Raw genomic sequence first — 15,478 nt, forward strand, 5'->3', positions numbered from 1 at the left:
TCCGGTTACTTGGCGCTTCCCTGGATGGTGCCCTTCGCGCCGCCACCGGGGTTTTGCTGCGTGCCGCCACCGCCGCAACCTGCCAGAGAAAGGACCAACACTGTCATCGCTGCCACCGCCAATGTCACTGACTTCTTCATAAACTCCTCCTGTGTGTTTTAACCGCTGGTGGACCAGTTAATCGCAAGTATGGATACCGGCTCACAGCAGTTTGCATGCCATTCCCCAACTCCTCGGAAAAGAAAGAAAAACCTTTAGCCTGTAAGAATTTTTCTTGTGCAGGCTTTGAACAGACAGTGAAAAGTTAGAACAGCTGGGGGCGGAATTGAGAGAGACAGATGCCTGAAGTGAGACAGTGGTGGGGGACGACGGAGAGGCAGGAATGACTGTGGGTGGGGTGGGGCACCGGGCTGGTGCCGGTGCCTCAAGTACGGGAAAGTATCAATGCCGCGAGCGCCTCAGGGGTCAGCGCTTCGACTCGTGGCTGCTGTCGTAGACCCTGGCGCCGCGGATGCGCTGGTCGCCGATCTTGTTTTCCAGGTCGTGCCGCTCGACCTTGTTGTTGACCACGAGCTCCTCGTACCCCATGTAGCCCGCCTTGGCCAGGTCGGCCACGATCTGTACGAACTGCTCCTTGTCCTGCGGGGAGAGTTTGTGGAAGGCGTCGAAGCGGTCGGACGCGCCCAGGTTGAAGAAGCTGTCCACGGCGCTGAAGACATCCTGAGAGGTGGATATGTTGACCAGGTCGGCATCGGCTGCCGAACTCTTCTCACCGCCGGCAGGCATAGAGGCGGCGGCAACGGGGCTCTTCTCTTTGGCCGAATCCCTGCCGTTGACAGACTCCAGTATCATCGCCTTGTATGCCGAGAGTGCTGAGATCATCTGGACACCTCCTCTGTGTGCTGTGTCGAGCAGTATTCTACCCGATAGTCACCAAAAATCTCCAGAGAAAGAATCACTCAGTCAGTTTTGTCTTTAACAGTATCCGGTAGGGATTCCTGGCGACGGGGAGGCCGCCGGCCACGGAGAGCAGGGTCAGGTGCAGGTGGGTGGGCGATCTCTTCCGGTAGGCGTTGAGGCCGGTCCGGCCCACCTCGGCGATGACGTCGCCGGGGCGCACCAGGTCGCCCACTTTCACGTGCAGGTCGGCGTTGTGCGCGTAGTAGACCAGCGACTGCGTGGCCGGGTCGAGGATCCAGAGGTACTTCCCGCCGCGCAGACGGCTGCCGGGCTGCCACTGTTTCTCGGCGGCGACCACCACGCCGCCGGTCATGGAGAGTACCTGCACCGATTTGCCGGTGCGGTCGTCGAGGCCGGTCTGTCTCTTGTCGCGGATGAAGATGTCGTGCGAGGGGTGGCCGCTGTGCCGGTTGCCGGCGAAGTAGTCATAGCCCCCCAACTGGTAGCCGTTGCCGCGCCCTCCGATGGCGCGGTAGTCGTACCCTTTGAGCGGAAAGCACCAGCTCTCGGCCGGGTACTCCGCGGCGCCCGCCGCCCGGTATTCCCGCGACAGGGCCTGGACCAGTTCGGTGAAGCGTTCCCTCGCCTCGGCCTTGCCCACCTGGTTGTCCCGGATGCGCGTGTTGAGCGTATCGAATTCGCCGGCCAGGGCGCGCACCCTGTCCGTGTCGACGCCGAGCACCTGCGGGGAGAGGGCGGCGAGCAGCAGCAGGGTGATGAAGAGAATGGCAAGGGGGCGCAAAAGGTGCGGGCGGGTCATGCGGCGGGTGCTCCGTGAGTGGCTGCGGGCAGCGGCATTGTAGTGCCTTGCCCGCAAGATGTGAATAGTTGCGGCGCAAAGAGCTTCGTTTACTTCTGCCCCTTGGCCGGGGCCAGCAGGTTCTGGCGCACCTTGTAAGGGTCGAGCGCGGGCTCGCCCAGTTCCTTCATCTCCTCGTTGATCAGCCTGGTCAGGTTCTTCTGTTTGCCCAGGTTCTCCAACTGGTCCGGCAAGGCCGGCAGGTTTCTCAGCCTCTCGTCCTTGGTGGCGAGCCTCGGGAGCTCGACGACGCCGGCGCCGCGCAGCCTGATCTTGTACTTGCCGCTCAGGACGGGGTCGTACCAGGGTGAGAGCTCGCGCTCGGCAGTCGCCTTGGCGGTGAAATGATTCTTGAGCGGGAGCTGGACGGCGGCGTATCCGGGCTTGTAGATCAGGAAGCCGGTGCGGTCCTGCCGGGTGAAGGGCTGCGCCAGAATGGTGGTGTACGAGGGGATGTGGAACTTACCTTCCCTGTCGGTGAGCGCCTCCTTGATGTTGATCACCGTGGAGGACTGCCCCGCTCCGGCGCCCATCGACCTCTTGTTGTAGATGGCGACCACCACCGCCCCTTCCACCGGCTGTTTGGTCTCCAGGTCCAGCACGCGGCCGTCGAAGGCCGGTTCGTGGTAGACCGGCCACATGGCGTGCGCAGCCGTAGCCGTGAGACAGAGCAGGGAAATCAGTGCGAGTACCAGCCTAACCATGTGCATTGCGAACCTCGTTGTGGTCAGTGGAACAGTACGAATACGAGCCATCCCGCCCCGAGGAGAAGCGGCGGGCACAGCACGTCGGGGACCATCTCTTTCCAGTACTGCGCGTTGCCCGGATACTGTTCCCGCTGCCTGGTGAACAGCGCGACCAGTACCGCCGACACCCAGAGCAGGAAGAACAGCATCAGGCTGAGCCCCACGATGCTGTTCCACAACGCGAACCTCTCCAGGTCGCCCAGCCCGCTCTTGTCCATGGCGGCGTCGGCCTGCCAGGCGGCCGCGAGCGACATTGCAGCGCAGGCGAGCTCCGCCGCCGATAGCAGCAGTTTCAGGCGCCGCAGCGTGATCATACCGCGAAGAGGCGGCACAACTGCGCCGCCAGGATGCCGAGCCAGGTCCCAACGATGTTGCCCAGGATGGCCAGCAAAAGCCCCACCGAGGCCAGGCCCGGATGGTACACCTCGGCCACGACCGGCGCCGAGGCGACGCCGCCCACGTTGGCCTGGCTCGCCGCGGCCACCAGGAACATGGGCGCCTTCAAAAGCCGCGCCCCGACCAGCAGGAAGACGGCGTGAACGGCGACGATCAGGAGCCCGGCGGCTATGAGCACCAGCGCCGAGCCGATGCTGGCGACCGAGGCCTTGGCGCCGATGGCGGTCAGCACGAAATAGAGCAGGTCGTACCCGGTGCGGGAGGCCCCGGCGCGCTCCAGTCTGCGCACCGGCGAGAAGGAGAGCGCTATCCCGAGCAGGGTGACGAGCATGATGGTCCAGGTGTAGCGCGTGATCACGTCCTGGACCTGCGGCAGCTGCCCGGCCAAAAGGTGCGACAAGACGCCGCCTGCCAGCGCGATGGCCAGCGATGCGGCGATGCCCCCCAGCGTCCGGCGGCCACCCTTCTGGGCCAGGTGCTGCACCGCCTGCTCCCCCAGGTGCTCCAGCACCCCGCGCTCGGAACGGTTCCAGCGGTCGAAGGCCGGCTGCAGCCCGACGATGGCGATCATGAAGCCCATCCAGAGATAGGGGACCACCGTGTCCACGATGACCATGGGGGCGAACACCGCGTCCGGGATGGCGAGCGCCTCCTTCACCGCGATCATGTTGGCGCTTCCCCCGGTCCACGACCCGGACAGCGCGCCGAAGCCGGACCAGAACTGCGCCCCGATCACGGGGCGGAACAGGGCGAAGGAGACCGCCGCCCCCACGATGATGCCGGCGGCGCCGATGAAGAACATCGCCAGCGCGGTCGGTCCGAGCCTCAGGATCGCCTTCACATCCACCGGCAGCAGCAACAGCACCAGGCTCGCCGGCAACAGCCAGGTCCGGATCAGGCCATAGACCGGGCTCTCGGTGGCGATGATGCCGAAGGTGGCCGCCAGCATGGGAAGGAAGTAGATCCAGAACACCGCGGGCAACAGGTCGAAGTAGCGCGCGGTACGTTCGTGGCGCGACAGCCACAGCACCAGGGCCTCGATGGAAAGCAGCGTGAGGACGATGAGCAGCGGGTGGCTGATCATGGCAGCTCGGGCACCACGCCGATGCCGCTCCCCGCCCCGGTCAGGTCGAACCTGCCGCTGTCGTCCAGGTAGGGGGAGCGCGACAGGTCGCCCTTCAGGAAGAAGGTGGTGTCGAGGTCGATGAAGTCGAAGCACCCCAGTGCCGCGGCGAAATGGGCCGAGGCGGTGATGGCCAGGGCGCTCTCCATCATGGCCCCCAGCATGAGGCGCTTGCCGTTGGCGGCGGCCAGCCGGGCGATCTCGGCGCCTTCCAGGATGCCGCTTTTCATGAACTTGATGTTGATGGCGGAGACCGCGTTGGTCTCCACGGCGCGCCGCGCCGCGGCCAGGGAGCCGACGCTCTCGTCGGCGCAGACCAGGGTGCCGCTTCCCTCCAGGGCCGCGGTGATCTCGGTAAGCCCCTCCCAGTCATGTTTCGGGACCGGCTGCTCCAAGAGCACCGGGCGCGCCTTCTGGGCGTCGAGCCGGTCCAGGAAGGCGAGCATGCGCTGTGCGTTGAAGCCCATGTTGGCGTCGAGGATGAGGTCGCAACCCGGCGCCATTTCCCGCACCGCCAGGATGCGTTGCAGGTCCTCTTCCTCGTTCCTGCCTATCTTGATCTTGAAGGAGGTGAAGCCGCGCTCCGCGAACTGCTTGGCCGTGGCCCGGGCCTCTGCCACCGTGCCGATCACCACCGTGATGTCGGTTTGGAAAGAAAGCTGCGGCATGGGCGCGACCGGTGCGAACAACCGGTAGAACGGGATCCCCTGGACCCGGGCGGACAGGTCGAGCAGCGCCATCTCCAGCGCGGCCAGCGCCGCGTGGTTGCCGGCAAACGCGGGGGCGAACTCGCGGCAGACCGCGGCCGGGTCGCTGATCCTGCGTCCGCGCAGGGCCGAGGCGGCGCTTTGCAGGTTTTCCAGTGTTTCGGGGACCGTTTCGCCGGTTATATGTGTCGCGACCGCCGCCTCTCCGAAGCCGAAGGCGCCGTTGCTGGCGTGCAGCCGGATGAAGACGTTTTCCAGCTCGTCGTGTTGTCCGGTGGAGATGCGAAACGGTGTCACCAGCGGCGCCCGAATGATCGAAGCCAGCGCATCGTCTATTACAAAGGAGACCTTCTCCATATCAATGTTCCTCCGGGGGCGGTCGCTTACCTATCGAAGCTCGTGGTAGTGCGGAACATAACAACAAGATAATGACAAGCAAGGCTACTGGTGCGGGCTCTATGAACCTGCTGCCGGTTGGGCGTCTGTCACTCCCCTCTCCCGGAGGGAGAGGGGATGTACAGGGGATGGGCCGGGAGGAGGCAGATCGTGATTACTGCAATGCCTTCAGGATACGCGGGTGCTCTTCCTGCATGGCCCGGAAGATGAGCGCGATCATGTCGACGATTACTTCACTGGAGAAGTTGTCGTGGAAAGGAACCACCACCTGGATAGAGAGTGCGTTCCCGGTCTCCACGAACTTCACCATGGTGTACTCGGCATTGAGCGTGTTGATCATCTCGAGCAGCGCCGGTTTCTTCTCCGGCGGGAACGCGAAATACTTGTAGCAGATAAGAGTAACATACCTGTCGCTGTCATTGAAGAGGGCCATGAGAGAAACCGGCCCCACTGCTTCCAGATTCTCGTGAATCACGTACAGCGTGTTGTCCTCGTGAGCGTTCTTCTCCAGAGTGATCTGCTGTCCCTTCAGGTACTCCTCAAACGCAGTCGCGTTCTGTGCCATTGTTCCCTCCGGATAGTTGCTGCACGGTCGTTTGCGGGAATATATGTGAATATTTATGTGATGTAAATTAAAAAGAACCTTCCATTGCCGGTGATCCTGCGCCATTACCCTCTCCTTTCCAGAGAGGATGCCTGAAGGATATATGGTGTGTCCTCAAAAGTGAAGATAGCTCAGGGAGAGGGGAGGTGGACCGTGGCACCATAGTCGAGTTGGAGGGCTGGAGGATGGAGACGGTTGCAGCTCCCGCTTGGAATGATATCGTTGACGGGTTTTAACTTCAGGCGGACCGGGAGGCGTTATGTGGGCGAGAGTATTGGCAACGGAGGATACGGCTAGCCTGACGGTGCTGAGACTGTTTCTGGCAGTGGTGATGTTCCCTCACGGCGCGCAGAAGGTGCTGGGGTGGTTCGGCGGCCCCGGGTTCTCCGCCACCATGGACATGTTCACCAGGATCATGGGCATCCCCTATCTCTTCGGCCTCATGGCGGTGCTGACCGAGTTCGTCGGGCCGCTGCTCTTGATTGCGGGACTGGCCACCAGGGTGGCGGCCCTGGTGCTGGCAGGCGAGATGGTGGTGGCCGTGGCGCTGGTGCACCTGCACAACGGCTTCTTCATGAACTGGACCGGCAAGCAGGCCGGCGAAGGGTTCGAGTACCACGTCCTGGTGGTGGGGATGGCGCTGGCGCTGCTGATAGGCGGGGGCGGGAGGTGGTCGCTGGACCGGACCCTCTCCCGGCGCAGTTGACCTGACGGCTTCCTACTGCAGGAAGCCGTACTCGGTCTTGTAGAAGTCGATTACCGACTGAACCTTGGGGCTGGGATTCCCCCTGGTGATGGCGTAGATCGGGCTGGCGATGGTAATGGTGTCGATGGAGCGGGTGGCGGCGGTGGTCATTTCGTGTGAGGTCACGCCGATGCTTCCGGGCAGCGCGGCCACCGTCTCGGCGATGTTGCGGTAGGTGGTGGCGCTATGCCGGGCCGCAGTCACCGGTTCCCCGTCCAGCGCGATGCGGGTGAACTGGACGTTTTGACCCTCGGTTTCCTTCCCCCACACCACGGTGACGGCCATGTCTTTGCCCCCCACCTCTTTCCAGTTGCTGATCTTGCCGGTGAAGATCCCCTTCAGCTGCTCTTTGGACAGCCGGGTCACCTCGCTGGCGCGGTTGGCGATTACCACGAGTTCGTTGTCACCTACCTGGGTGGAGACGAACTTGGACCGGTCCAGGACCACCCCCTCCTTAGCTGCACCGGCGATGATGTCTTCCAGCGGGTGCGCGCCCGCCGCAATGTCCACCTTCCCCTCGCTCAGGGCAATCAGCCCCTTTACCGCTGAGGATTGCACGATAGTGAGGTAGTCACCGTGGGTCTTTTCGTATCTTCTCTTGATGGGCAGGAACACCGTGCTGATCGCGGTGCCGCCCCCCTCTATCTTGATCTCATCGGCAAAAGCCGGCACACACAACGCGACCAACAACAGTACAGCTAAAACAGCACCTTTCATTCCACCCCCGTTTTACATCCAGTTGTTGGAATATAGGGTATTGTTCTTAGAATGTAAAATAGAATTGTAAACCTGCCGGTGCCGGAATTGTACTGACACAGGCGGAGATACACGTTTGCCGGAGAGTGTGACGCTGCCGAATCAACGGGGCAGGGGGGCTTGAAGTTCGGCACGGTGCCGCTTCAGGCCCGCCCCATCACGATTTCCCGCGGGGTTTCGACTTGCCCGGGGGCGCGAAAGGCACCGGCTGGTTTTTGGTCAAGACCGAGCACTGGCCGGTGCCGGTGCAGAATTCGACCGGAAAGGAGACCGAGGTAAAGCTGCGGGACAACGGCTGTGCCGCGCCGCCTTGGGCCGGCTGCGGTTCCGGGCGCCACACCACGAAGCGGAGGTAGGCGTCGTCGCTTTGCCCCATCGGCTTGAGCACGCCCAGGGGCGCCCCGGCCGCGACGGCCTTCCCTTCGGTGATGTCCTTGCCGATCTTGCCGATGTGCTCGTAGGTGGCGATGGTGGCGTCGTCGTGGAGGATGTCGACGCTGTTGTTTTCCTTGATCCTGCTGACGACGCCTTTGCGTGCCGCCACGATGGTGGTCCCCGCAGGCATGGAGAAGGTGATGGCGAAGCGCTCGGGGGCATGCTCGTCGCCTTCGGCCACCAGGGCATACCCTTTTATGTCGCTGCTGAAGGGGAACCGGTAGTGTTCCGGGCAGTCGTGTCGGGCGTTGTAGACGCCGATGCCCCAGGAGTAGGCGTAGCGTGCCCGGTAGGACGCCCCTTTCTGCTCAGGCTTGGCCAGAAAAAGGACCTGTTCGCTTTTGGGCGGCACCACGGCGTAAAGGGGCACCTCCGTGTCCAGTTTCAGGTTTTCCGATCGCTCTCTGTCGATCTCCAACACCACCGAAACCGGTGCCGTGCCGTTGTTGACGGCGGTGATGGCGTGGGTGGTGTCGGCGGTCCCCTGCGGCAGGTAGGTCGGGGGGACGTTCTTCACGTCGCGCACGGTGAAGTCATAGAGCTTGCGGTTTTTGGCCGGCGTCGCTTCCCCCGGCAGGTAGCCGGTCGAGACCGCCGCCCGTTCGGGGGTGGCGCTTTTCTCTTCGGCAACGAGGCCCGAGGAGATGCTGTAGGAAACCGCCGCCTTGGGAGTCGCGGCAGGCGGGTCCCCGAACTTGGCCACGGCACCGCTCAGGCCGATGTAGTTGCCGGTGCGGGCTTTCCCGTAATCCCCGTCATACTCCCAAGGCCAGGACCCCCTGGAGTTGGACAGCCCGCCGGCGCAACCCGCCAGGGCCATGAGGGAGCATGCCATCATCAATCGGTAATATTTCGCCTGCATCCTCGCTCCTTTATCAGATCCCGGAGGCGGCGCCCATGTCGGCGCCGCTGCCCCGGTCACGCTGCTAGCGCTGCGACTGTTTGCCGCGCACGCCCTTGTCGTCTATGACCAGTTCCAGGCCCGCTATCTCGCCCACCGCGGGGAGCTGCTGGGCCTCCTCCTGGGTGTTGCCGCCGTACCAGGTCACCTGGCCGTGACGCTCCACCCGCAGCCGGTACATCCCGCCCGGGACCGGGGTATGGAACTCGCCGGAGCACTCGCAGATGCGCTCGTCGGCGACGGCAGCCCCGGTGAGCGCATCGATGGCCGTCAGCCAGGCCTGGCCGATCTTCTTCCCTTCCGGATTCATGAGCTTGCCGGAGAACTTCCCCTGCGCCGGCGCGAGGGCGATGGCAAGCGGCGGGACCGCCGCGTCCTTGATGGTGAGGCGGGCGGCGTTTCTGCGGTCGCTCCCCCCGTACCAGCGGGAGACGTGGTCAGAGTGGCTGAACAGGACCCGGTAGCTTCCCGGGGCCAGCGAGGCGATGGTGAAGGCGCCGCGGTAGTCGGTACGGGTGTCGGAGAAGGGTTCGTCCTCGCTGGCGCCGTAGACCTCGATCTTGGCGTTGGAGAGGGGAGCGCCGCCGCTGTCGGTCACCGTGCCGGTGAGGGCGACCCCCGGCTGCAGCACCGCGTCGACGCCGCTTACCGTGGCCGTGCCCAAGACCTCCACCCGTGCCGAATCCTCGCGGCGGTATTTCCCCTTGTGCCACTGCACCGGGTACTTGGACTCGCTCTTCTCGAAGCGGATGGCGTAGCTCCCCTCGGGAAGGCCGCCGATCTTGTACTCGCCGGCGAGCCCGGTGTAGGCGCTCCCCACCTCGTCCCAGGTGGCGGGGTCGTAGGCGGCGACGCTGACCGAGGTCAGGGCGGCACCGGCGGGATCGGTCACCTTCCCGGACAGGGCGCCCCCGGGGGCGAGCACGATGCTGATGTTCTCGGCGCCTCCCGGTGCGGTGACCTGGACCGGTTGGGGGAGTTTCGCCTCCATGTACCCCTGCTCGGTGCCGTCGGCCTTGAGGCGGTACGTGCCGGATTTCAGCCCCGCGATGGTGAACTTCCCTCCTTCTTCGGTGACGGCGGATTCGCCCCTGTCCCCGGTGGCGGCATCGCGGGCGGAGACCCGCACCCGGGGCAGCCCCGCGCCGGTGCGGTCCTTGACCGTGCCGGAGATGGTGGCGCCGCGCTCCAGTACCACCTCCAGCGGCTGGGCGCCGTCTTTCCTGGAAACCGTGACCGGGGCGGCCTCGGCCCTGGTGGCGCCTTTGCCGGACCACTGGGGGAGGTAGCCCTGGGCCTCGAAGAGCACCTGGTAGCTTCCGTCGGGCACCGGTACGGAGAAGGTGCCGTCGGGCTGGGTCGAGCGGTACTCCGCGCCTCCCGCCTCTTCCTTGTCGTTGGCCCGGTACACCACCACCATGGCCTGGACCGGTTCGCCGGAACTGCCGGTGACCTTGCCGGTCAGCATCACCCCCTGCTGCAGCACCTGGTTCACGCCCAGGACCATCTGCGGGGCGACCACCTCCACCGCCTGCGCTCCCTCCTTGGTCGCGGCGTCACGGTAGAAGACAGGGAGGTGCTGGCTCGAGGTGGGGCGGAAGGAAAGGTGGTAGGGGGCGGAATCGAGCCCGTGGATGGCATAGGAGCCGGTCTGGTCGGTCATGGCGCTGCCGCCGCGGGCCTTGCGGTCCAGCCCTTCGGCCAGCACCAGGACCTCGGGGATGGCCTTGCCGCTCTCGTCGGTCACCATGCCGGAGATGCCGCCCGACTGGCGCAGCACCCCCTTGATGCCGGCAACGGTTGCCGGCGCGGTCACCGTGATGACGGTGGCCTCCTCCGGGTCGGTCTTGCCGTCATGCCACTGCAGCAGGAACTTCTGGTCGCGGTCGCCGAAGGCGATGCGGTACTTGCCGCTGGCCAGGCCGTCGAGGACGAACTTGCCGGCGGAGTCGCTGCGCGCGTAGACCGGCAGGGTCTTGGGGTCGCCGGCATAGGCGACCGCGTAGATGCCGGGGAGCGCCTTGCTGCCGTCGGTCACGCTCCCCGTGATGCGCCCCCCCTTGGCGAGCACGGCGTTGATGCCGGCCACCGTCTTCCCCTTGGCGGTATCGAGGATGGTGGGCTCGGTGGGGGACTTGCCGTGCAGCGTGGCCACGTATCCCTTGCGGGAGAAGAGCACGATGCACTTGCCGGGAAGGATGCGCACGGCGAAGGCGCCTTTTTCGTCGCTGCGGCCGTCGCTGACCGTCGGGCCCTGCTCCGTGCCGCCGTTCTGGATCACAGTGACCCAGGCGCCGGAGAGCGGGGTCCCCTCGGTGGAGGTCACGCGGCCGGTGATGAGCGCGCCCGCCTCGGAGAGTTTGCCGTCGATGCCCTGTACCTTTTCGCCGCTGACCGTCACCTCCGAGCAGTCGTCCTTGAGCTCTTTTCCGCCGTGCCAGGACGACTCCAGTTCGCTGCCGCTGAAGCGGACCCGGTAGCAGCCGTCGGCCAGCCCCTTGATCTGGTACTCGCCCAGTTGGTCCGTGACCGCCGAACCGGCCAGGGCATCGTCGGCGGCACAGGGATAGGCCTCCGCATCGGCCCCGTATATCGGCGACCCCGCTTCGTCGGTGACCCTTCCCGCAATGACGCCGGTCGCCTTGGGGGCGGCCTCCTTCTGCGCGGCGAGGGCGGGGTGAGCGCCGGCTGCGTGGAGCAGGAAAAACAGCACGGCTACTGCCAGTTTCAGCAACTTGGTCATCATTCCTCCGGATCGGTGAGGGCTGCGGTGCAGCGGAATATATGGCAATGTTGAATTCTTGTAAATTAAAAAATTTTACATTAAGCGGTGTGCCCCGAGCCGCACGGGGAGGGAAATTATTGTTTGTTGAACGCCCGGCTTACGTGCTATGCTGCCGTGCTGCCCGGGAAACCGGCATAGTCTGATTCTTTGATGGAAAGCGAGGCGTACTTTGAAAGGGCAAAGCTTGATACAATCCATCGGCTCCACGCCGCTGATCGAGATCGATGCACTCTGTGACAATCCTGCGGTCCGGATCATGGCCAAGCTGGAGGGGAACAACCCCGGCGGTTCCGTAAAGGACCGCCCGGCCCGCCACATGATCCTGGCGGCCGAGAAGAGCGGCGAACTGACGGTGGACAAGGTGATCCTGGAGCCCACTTCGGGCAACACCGGTATCGCCCTGGCCATGATCGCCGCGGCCAGGGGCTACCGCATCAAGCTGGTGATGCCGGCCTGCGTCAGCATGGAGCGCCGCAGCGTGCTCGAGGCCTACGGGGCCGAGATCGTCCTTTCCCCCGGCTGCGAGGCGACCGACGGCGCCATCCGGCTGGCGCACAAGATCTTCGAGGAACATCCCGAGAAGTACTACATGCCCAACCAGTACGCCAACCCCAACAACGTCCTGGCCCACTACGAGACCACCGGGCCGGAGATCTGGCGCCAGACCGGCGGCGCCGTGACCCACATGGTGGCGGGCATGGGGACCGGTGGGACGCTCATGGGGCTATCCCGTTACTTCCGCGAGACGGCGCCACAGGTCCAGGTGGTGGGCGTCGAGCCGGTGCTGGGGCACAAGATCCAGGGGCTCAAGAACATGCAGGAGGCCATCGTCCCTCCCATCTACGACCCCAACGCCTACCACAGGAAGCTGGTGGTGGAGGACGACGACGCCTTCGAGACGGCGCGGCTCCTCGCTGCGCAGCACGGCATCTTCTGCGGCATGTCCGGCGGGGCCGCCGTGTTCGGTGCGCTCAAGCTGGCCAAGGAGCTGGAGTCGGGGACCATCGTGGTCATCCTCCCCGACCGCGGCGACCGCTACCTGAGCACCAACCTCTTCAAGTCCATGTGCGCGCAGTGCCCGCCGTAGGGCGGACGGCGCTACCTGAAACCTACCCGAAACGATGAAGCCCCGCGGCAGCAAGAGCCGGCGGGGCTTTTTTTTGACGAAGTTGCGCGGACTCCCCCTCCCTTGACGGGAGGGGGGATCAAGAGCAGCTTTCTCTGGGTAACCTCCCATCGCGAGGAGAGGGGGGATAAGTCTTTACCAAAAGATACTCAAGCCACCGGCCGCTTCTTCCGATACGTCCCGTATGGCTCAAACCGTAAGGAGGGTAGGGTATGGAAATTCCGACCGCGCGTAATGCCACCGCTCTTCCCCTTGCCGCCACACTGCAGGCAAGCGCCTCCGCTTCAGCTAAGACACACCCGGCCCGGACGGGCAAAGACCAGGTAACCGTATCGGACCAGGCCCTGGCTTCGTCCCGGCAGGCGACTGCAGATTCTGCTGCCGCATCGGACAGCACGCTGCACATGCTGGGGGATCTCCTGAACCAGGTCACCGGCAGCACCGTACAGCAGCTGAGCTACCAGCAAACCGACCTAGCCGCCGAGTCCGCCTCGCTCTCCTTCAGCGGGACCATCGCCACCCGCGACGGCAAGGACGTTAGCTTCGGCCTCCAGCTTCAATACGACCACGTCGCCGTGCAACAGCAGTCCGCCACCTTCCAGGCCGGTGCCGACGGTCTTTCCCTCAGCTACCAGGGGGACGCGGCGGAACTGACCAGCCGGAGCTTCAGCTTCTCCCTGTCGGCCGGAGCCGACAGCCAGGCCGTCACCGGCAAAGGGGTGTTCCGCCTCAACGACGAGGTGAGCCAGATCGCCAAGGAGATGAAGCCGCTGGTGAAGGAATTCATGGCCGCCACCGGCGCCAAGGAGGGCTGGGGTGAGGTGAACCGCCTGCTGCGTTCGACCGTCTGACCGGTCGGCAGTACCCCTGTGACAAAGTGAAAGCCCCGTGCCGCCAGGCGCGGGGCTTCTTGACTCTCATGACCCCAGGCACTGCTTCCATTTTCATGAGAGGTTTGGTATAATGAAGTCGTCTCACAACCGGCGGCCAGCCGCTTCACTGGCCAAGGAACGAGGCGCACGATGACCCCCCTGCTGCGCACACTCTGCACCATGCTGATTCTCCTCGCCGCCACCGGCCTACCCTGTTTTGCCGCCGACAAGATCCGATCTCTTTGTGAAATCCACTATCCGACCGACTACCTCTACGAGTGGGACTGCGTCAAGGTCACCGGCAAGGACACCCCCTACAAGATCTTCGGCAAACAGTGGCAGGACGGGCTGCGCTTCAACCGCATGGACCGGCGCCATTTCCTGACCGGCATGTCGGTCAAGGTCCCCAAGCACATGGAGGACATCAAGGAGTTCAACCCGATGCCCCCCCTCTACTACGAGGCCGAGAAGGAGCCGCAGTTGATCCTCATCGACCAGAACGAGATGTTCCTGGGCGCCTACGAGTTCGGCGTGCTGGTCTTTTCCGCCCCGGTCGCGGTCGGCGTGGACGAGTACCGCCTCAAAAACGGCAACTATCGGGTCGATACCGTGGATCCGAAGCACGAGTCGAGCCTCTACCCGGTGGAGGGGACGGAGCGTCCCTACCCGATGCACTACGGGCTCCGCTTCCACGTCGACAAGCGGGACGACGGCTGGACCTCCTACTGGATTCACGGCCGTGACCTCCCCGGTTACCCCGCCTCCCACGGCTGCATCGGGCTCACGGACGAGGAGATGCAGCTCGCTTACTACGGCGAACCCGCCAAGCCCCTGCTCATGGACGCGAAGAAGCTCTACCAGTGGGCGGTGGGTAACCGGGACACCGGTGCGTTGCAGAGGCTGCGCGGACCGGCGGTCATCATCATGGGCGAGCCGCAGGTGCCGCCTGAACTGTTACGGCCGGTGCCGTCGTCCACCGTGGTGTCGCCTGCCCAGGCCGGCGTGCCGGGTCATTAAGCCGTACCCGTAAAAAATCCCGATACCCTGTCCATTTCCCGTTTCCGGTGTATATTCTCATGGTGCCCATTTTCCCGGGGCGCCGTTCCCTGCAGCAGCAGTCGTCACGTCTCTTGATCACTTGATCAGTCTTTCCAACTATCGATCCAAGTTCGCAGCCAGCAGTCTCGACCTTTCCGGCCGAGCGTGTCGACGCGTCCGCCCTGGACCGAAATACGTCACCAGCGAGGGTACTAAGATGATCGTCAAACGCGGCAGCGTGGTGAGTCATGCAATGGCACAGCAATGGGGCAGCGGCAAGGTGGTCGAGGTGGACGAAGTCAGGGCGACCATCCGCTTCAGCGACGGCACGGTCAGAAAGATCATCTCCTCGCACTTCGACGACCTCCACCCCGCGGACCCGGCCAGCTACCACCCGCCGGTGAAGAAGACCCAGAAGGGTAGGGGGAAGGGACGCACGGGGCTACCGCGCGCCAAAACGCCCCGCCCCAAGAAAGCGGCGGCCCCGGCGACGGTCCAGCCGTGAAAGGGTGACTGCAGCGCTCGGCACGGAGGGCGACCGGCCGATACGCGGGCAGGGATGCGCCGGAACAATTGTCGCTTGCCACGCTGGGAAATGCCGTCATAATCTCTCTCATGAGATCAGCGACCGCAACTGCCGCGGGAGGAGGAGAACCATGAAATGCCCGGTATGTAAGAACCATGCGCAGGTCGACACCAACCTGGACTCGGAAGGTTTTCACGAGGGGATCACGGAATGCAGCGTCTGCGGCACGGTCTGGTCCGCCAACCACGGCGTCATCGAGATCGTCAAGGACCCCCAGGACGAGTCGTTTCTCCAGGCCTCCAGCGAGTGCGTCGAAGGGGACGACTACAGCCTGAACATGGACGGCAAGCCCTAGACACCGTTGCCCGCCTTGTCCCGCCACCCCTAAATTCCCCCTCTTCCCGGAGGGGGAATTTTCTGTTCAGATCACAAAAGGAGGGGCAGAAGGGACTGGCTCCGTCAGGTGCCTGTCCCTCTCGCGGAACGCTCCCTTCAGCTCAGCCAAACAATCCCCACCAGGGGGACAGGCACTTTGCGGAGCCAGTCCCCTCCTTCGGGCCGTT

Annotated in this window: 17 protein-coding genes; 6 read left to right on the top strand and 11 right to left on the bottom strand. The window is 64.3% G+C overall.

What is annotated here, in order from left to right; genetic code table 11:
• Positions 1 to 5: 5 nt before the first annotated feature.
• The 8 genes from JFN91_RS22275 to JFN91_RS10195 form a co-directional block, all read right to left on the bottom strand.
• Complete coding sequence (locus JFN91_RS22275) at positions 6 to 140, bottom strand: hypothetical protein (protein ID WP_268898698.1); 135 nt, start codon at positions 138 to 140, stop codon at positions 6 to 8.
• 325 nt (positions 141 to 465) lie between these two features.
• On the bottom strand, positions 466 to 882 hold the full coding sequence (locus JFN91_RS10165; protein ID WP_199389095.1) for a hypothetical protein: 417 nt from the start codon (positions 880 to 882) through the stop codon (positions 466 to 468).
• 73 nt (positions 883 to 955) lie between these two features.
• Positions 956 to 1,720, bottom strand: a complete 765-nt coding sequence (locus JFN91_RS10170) for a M23 family metallopeptidase (protein WP_199389096.1) — start codon at positions 1,718 to 1,720, stop codon at positions 956 to 958.
• 89 nt (positions 1,721 to 1,809) lie between these two features.
• A complete protein-coding gene (locus tag JFN91_RS10175) occupies positions 1,810 to 2,469 on the bottom strand; it encodes a hypothetical protein (RefSeq protein WP_199389097.1) in 660 nt (219 codons plus the stop codon).
• Between the two features lie 17 nt (positions 2,470 to 2,486).
• Positions 2,487 to 2,837, bottom strand: coding sequence for a hypothetical protein (locus JFN91_RS10180; protein ID WP_199389098.1), 351 nt, complete (start codon positions 2,835 to 2,837; stop codon positions 2,487 to 2,489).
• Positions 2,816 to 3,985, bottom strand: a complete 1,170-nt coding sequence (locus JFN91_RS10185) for a DUF819 family protein (protein ID WP_199389099.1) — start codon at positions 3,983 to 3,985, stop codon at positions 2,816 to 2,818. Before JFN91_RS10185 ends, JFN91_RS10180 begins: the two co-directional genes overlap by 22 nt.
• The gene (locus JFN91_RS10190; RefSeq protein WP_199389100.1) at positions 3,982 to 5,088 is read right to left on the bottom strand and encodes an enolase C-terminal domain-like protein; all 1,107 of its coding nucleotides are present in this window, start codon (positions 5,086 to 5,088) and stop codon (positions 3,982 to 3,984) included. Before JFN91_RS10190 ends, JFN91_RS10185 begins: the two co-directional genes overlap by 4 nt.
• 193 nt (positions 5,089 to 5,281) lie before the next feature.
• Positions 5,282 to 5,692: a YbjN domain-containing protein gene (locus JFN91_RS10195; RefSeq protein ID WP_199389101.1), complete on the bottom strand. Its 411-nt coding sequence runs from the start codon at positions 5,690 to 5,692 to the stop codon at positions 5,282 to 5,284.
• Between the two features lie 298 nt (positions 5,693 to 5,990).
• Here JFN91_RS10195 and JFN91_RS10200 point away from each other — a divergent pair, with 298 nt between their 5' ends.
• Positions 5,991 to 6,437, top strand: coding sequence for a DoxX family protein (locus tag JFN91_RS10200; protein WP_199389102.1), 447 nt, complete (start codon positions 5,991 to 5,993; stop codon positions 6,435 to 6,437).
• Between the two features lie 12 nt (positions 6,438 to 6,449).
• On the opposite strand, the gene JFN91_RS10205 is transcribed toward JFN91_RS10200, so the two are convergent.
• The 3 genes from JFN91_RS10205 to JFN91_RS10215 form a co-directional block, all read right to left on the bottom strand.
• On the bottom strand, positions 6,450 to 7,193 hold the full coding sequence (locus JFN91_RS10205) for a substrate-binding domain-containing protein (RefSeq protein ID WP_199389103.1): 744 nt from the start codon (positions 7,191 to 7,193) through the stop codon (positions 6,450 to 6,452).
• A gap of 196 nt (positions 7,194 to 7,389) precedes the next feature.
• A complete protein-coding gene (locus tag JFN91_RS10210) occupies positions 7,390 to 8,529 on the bottom strand; it encodes a M23 family metallopeptidase (RefSeq protein ID WP_199389104.1) in 1,140 nt (379 codons plus the stop codon).
• A 64-nt stretch (positions 8,530 to 8,593) separates the two neighbouring features.
• A complete protein-coding gene (locus JFN91_RS10215; RefSeq protein WP_199389105.1) occupies positions 8,594 to 11,311 on the bottom strand; it encodes a carboxypeptidase-like regulatory domain-containing protein in 2,718 nt (905 codons plus the stop codon).
• 211 nt (positions 11,312 to 11,522) lie between these two features.
• On the opposite strand from JFN91_RS10215, the gene JFN91_RS10220 reads away from it, so the two are divergent.
• From JFN91_RS10220 to JFN91_RS10240, 5 genes are all read left to right on the top strand, one after another.
• Positions 11,523 to 12,440 carry a PLP-dependent cysteine synthase family protein gene (locus tag JFN91_RS10220; protein ID WP_199389106.1) on the top strand — a complete coding sequence of 306 codons (918 nt, stop codon included), beginning with the start codon at positions 11,523 to 11,525 and terminating at the stop codon, positions 12,438 to 12,440.
• Positions 12,441 to 12,691: 251 nt separating this feature from the next.
• Complete coding sequence (locus JFN91_RS10225) at positions 12,692 to 13,330, top strand: hypothetical protein (protein WP_199389107.1); 639 nt, start codon at positions 12,692 to 12,694, stop codon at positions 13,328 to 13,330.
• A 171-nt stretch (positions 13,331 to 13,501) separates the two neighbouring features.
• Positions 13,502 to 14,368: a L,D-transpeptidase gene (locus JFN91_RS10230; RefSeq protein ID WP_199389108.1), complete on the top strand. Its 867-nt coding sequence runs from the start codon at positions 13,502 to 13,504 to the stop codon at positions 14,366 to 14,368.
• Between the two features lie 238 nt (positions 14,369 to 14,606).
• Complete coding sequence (locus JFN91_RS10235; RefSeq protein ID WP_199389109.1) at positions 14,607 to 14,894, top strand: DUF3553 domain-containing protein; 288 nt, start codon at positions 14,607 to 14,609, stop codon at positions 14,892 to 14,894.
• A gap of 151 nt (positions 14,895 to 15,045) precedes the next feature.
• The gene (locus tag JFN91_RS10240; RefSeq protein WP_199389110.1) at positions 15,046 to 15,270 is read left to right on the top strand and encodes a hypothetical protein; all 225 of its coding nucleotides are present in this window, start codon (positions 15,046 to 15,048) and stop codon (positions 15,268 to 15,270) included.
• The last annotated feature ends 208 nt before the right edge of the window (positions 15,271 to 15,478 follow it).

It is taken from the genome of Geomonas anaerohicana (assembly GCF_016458305.1).
Classification (GTDB): domain Bacteria; phylum Desulfobacterota; class Desulfuromonadia; order Geobacterales; family Geobacteraceae; genus Geomonas; species Geomonas anaerohicana.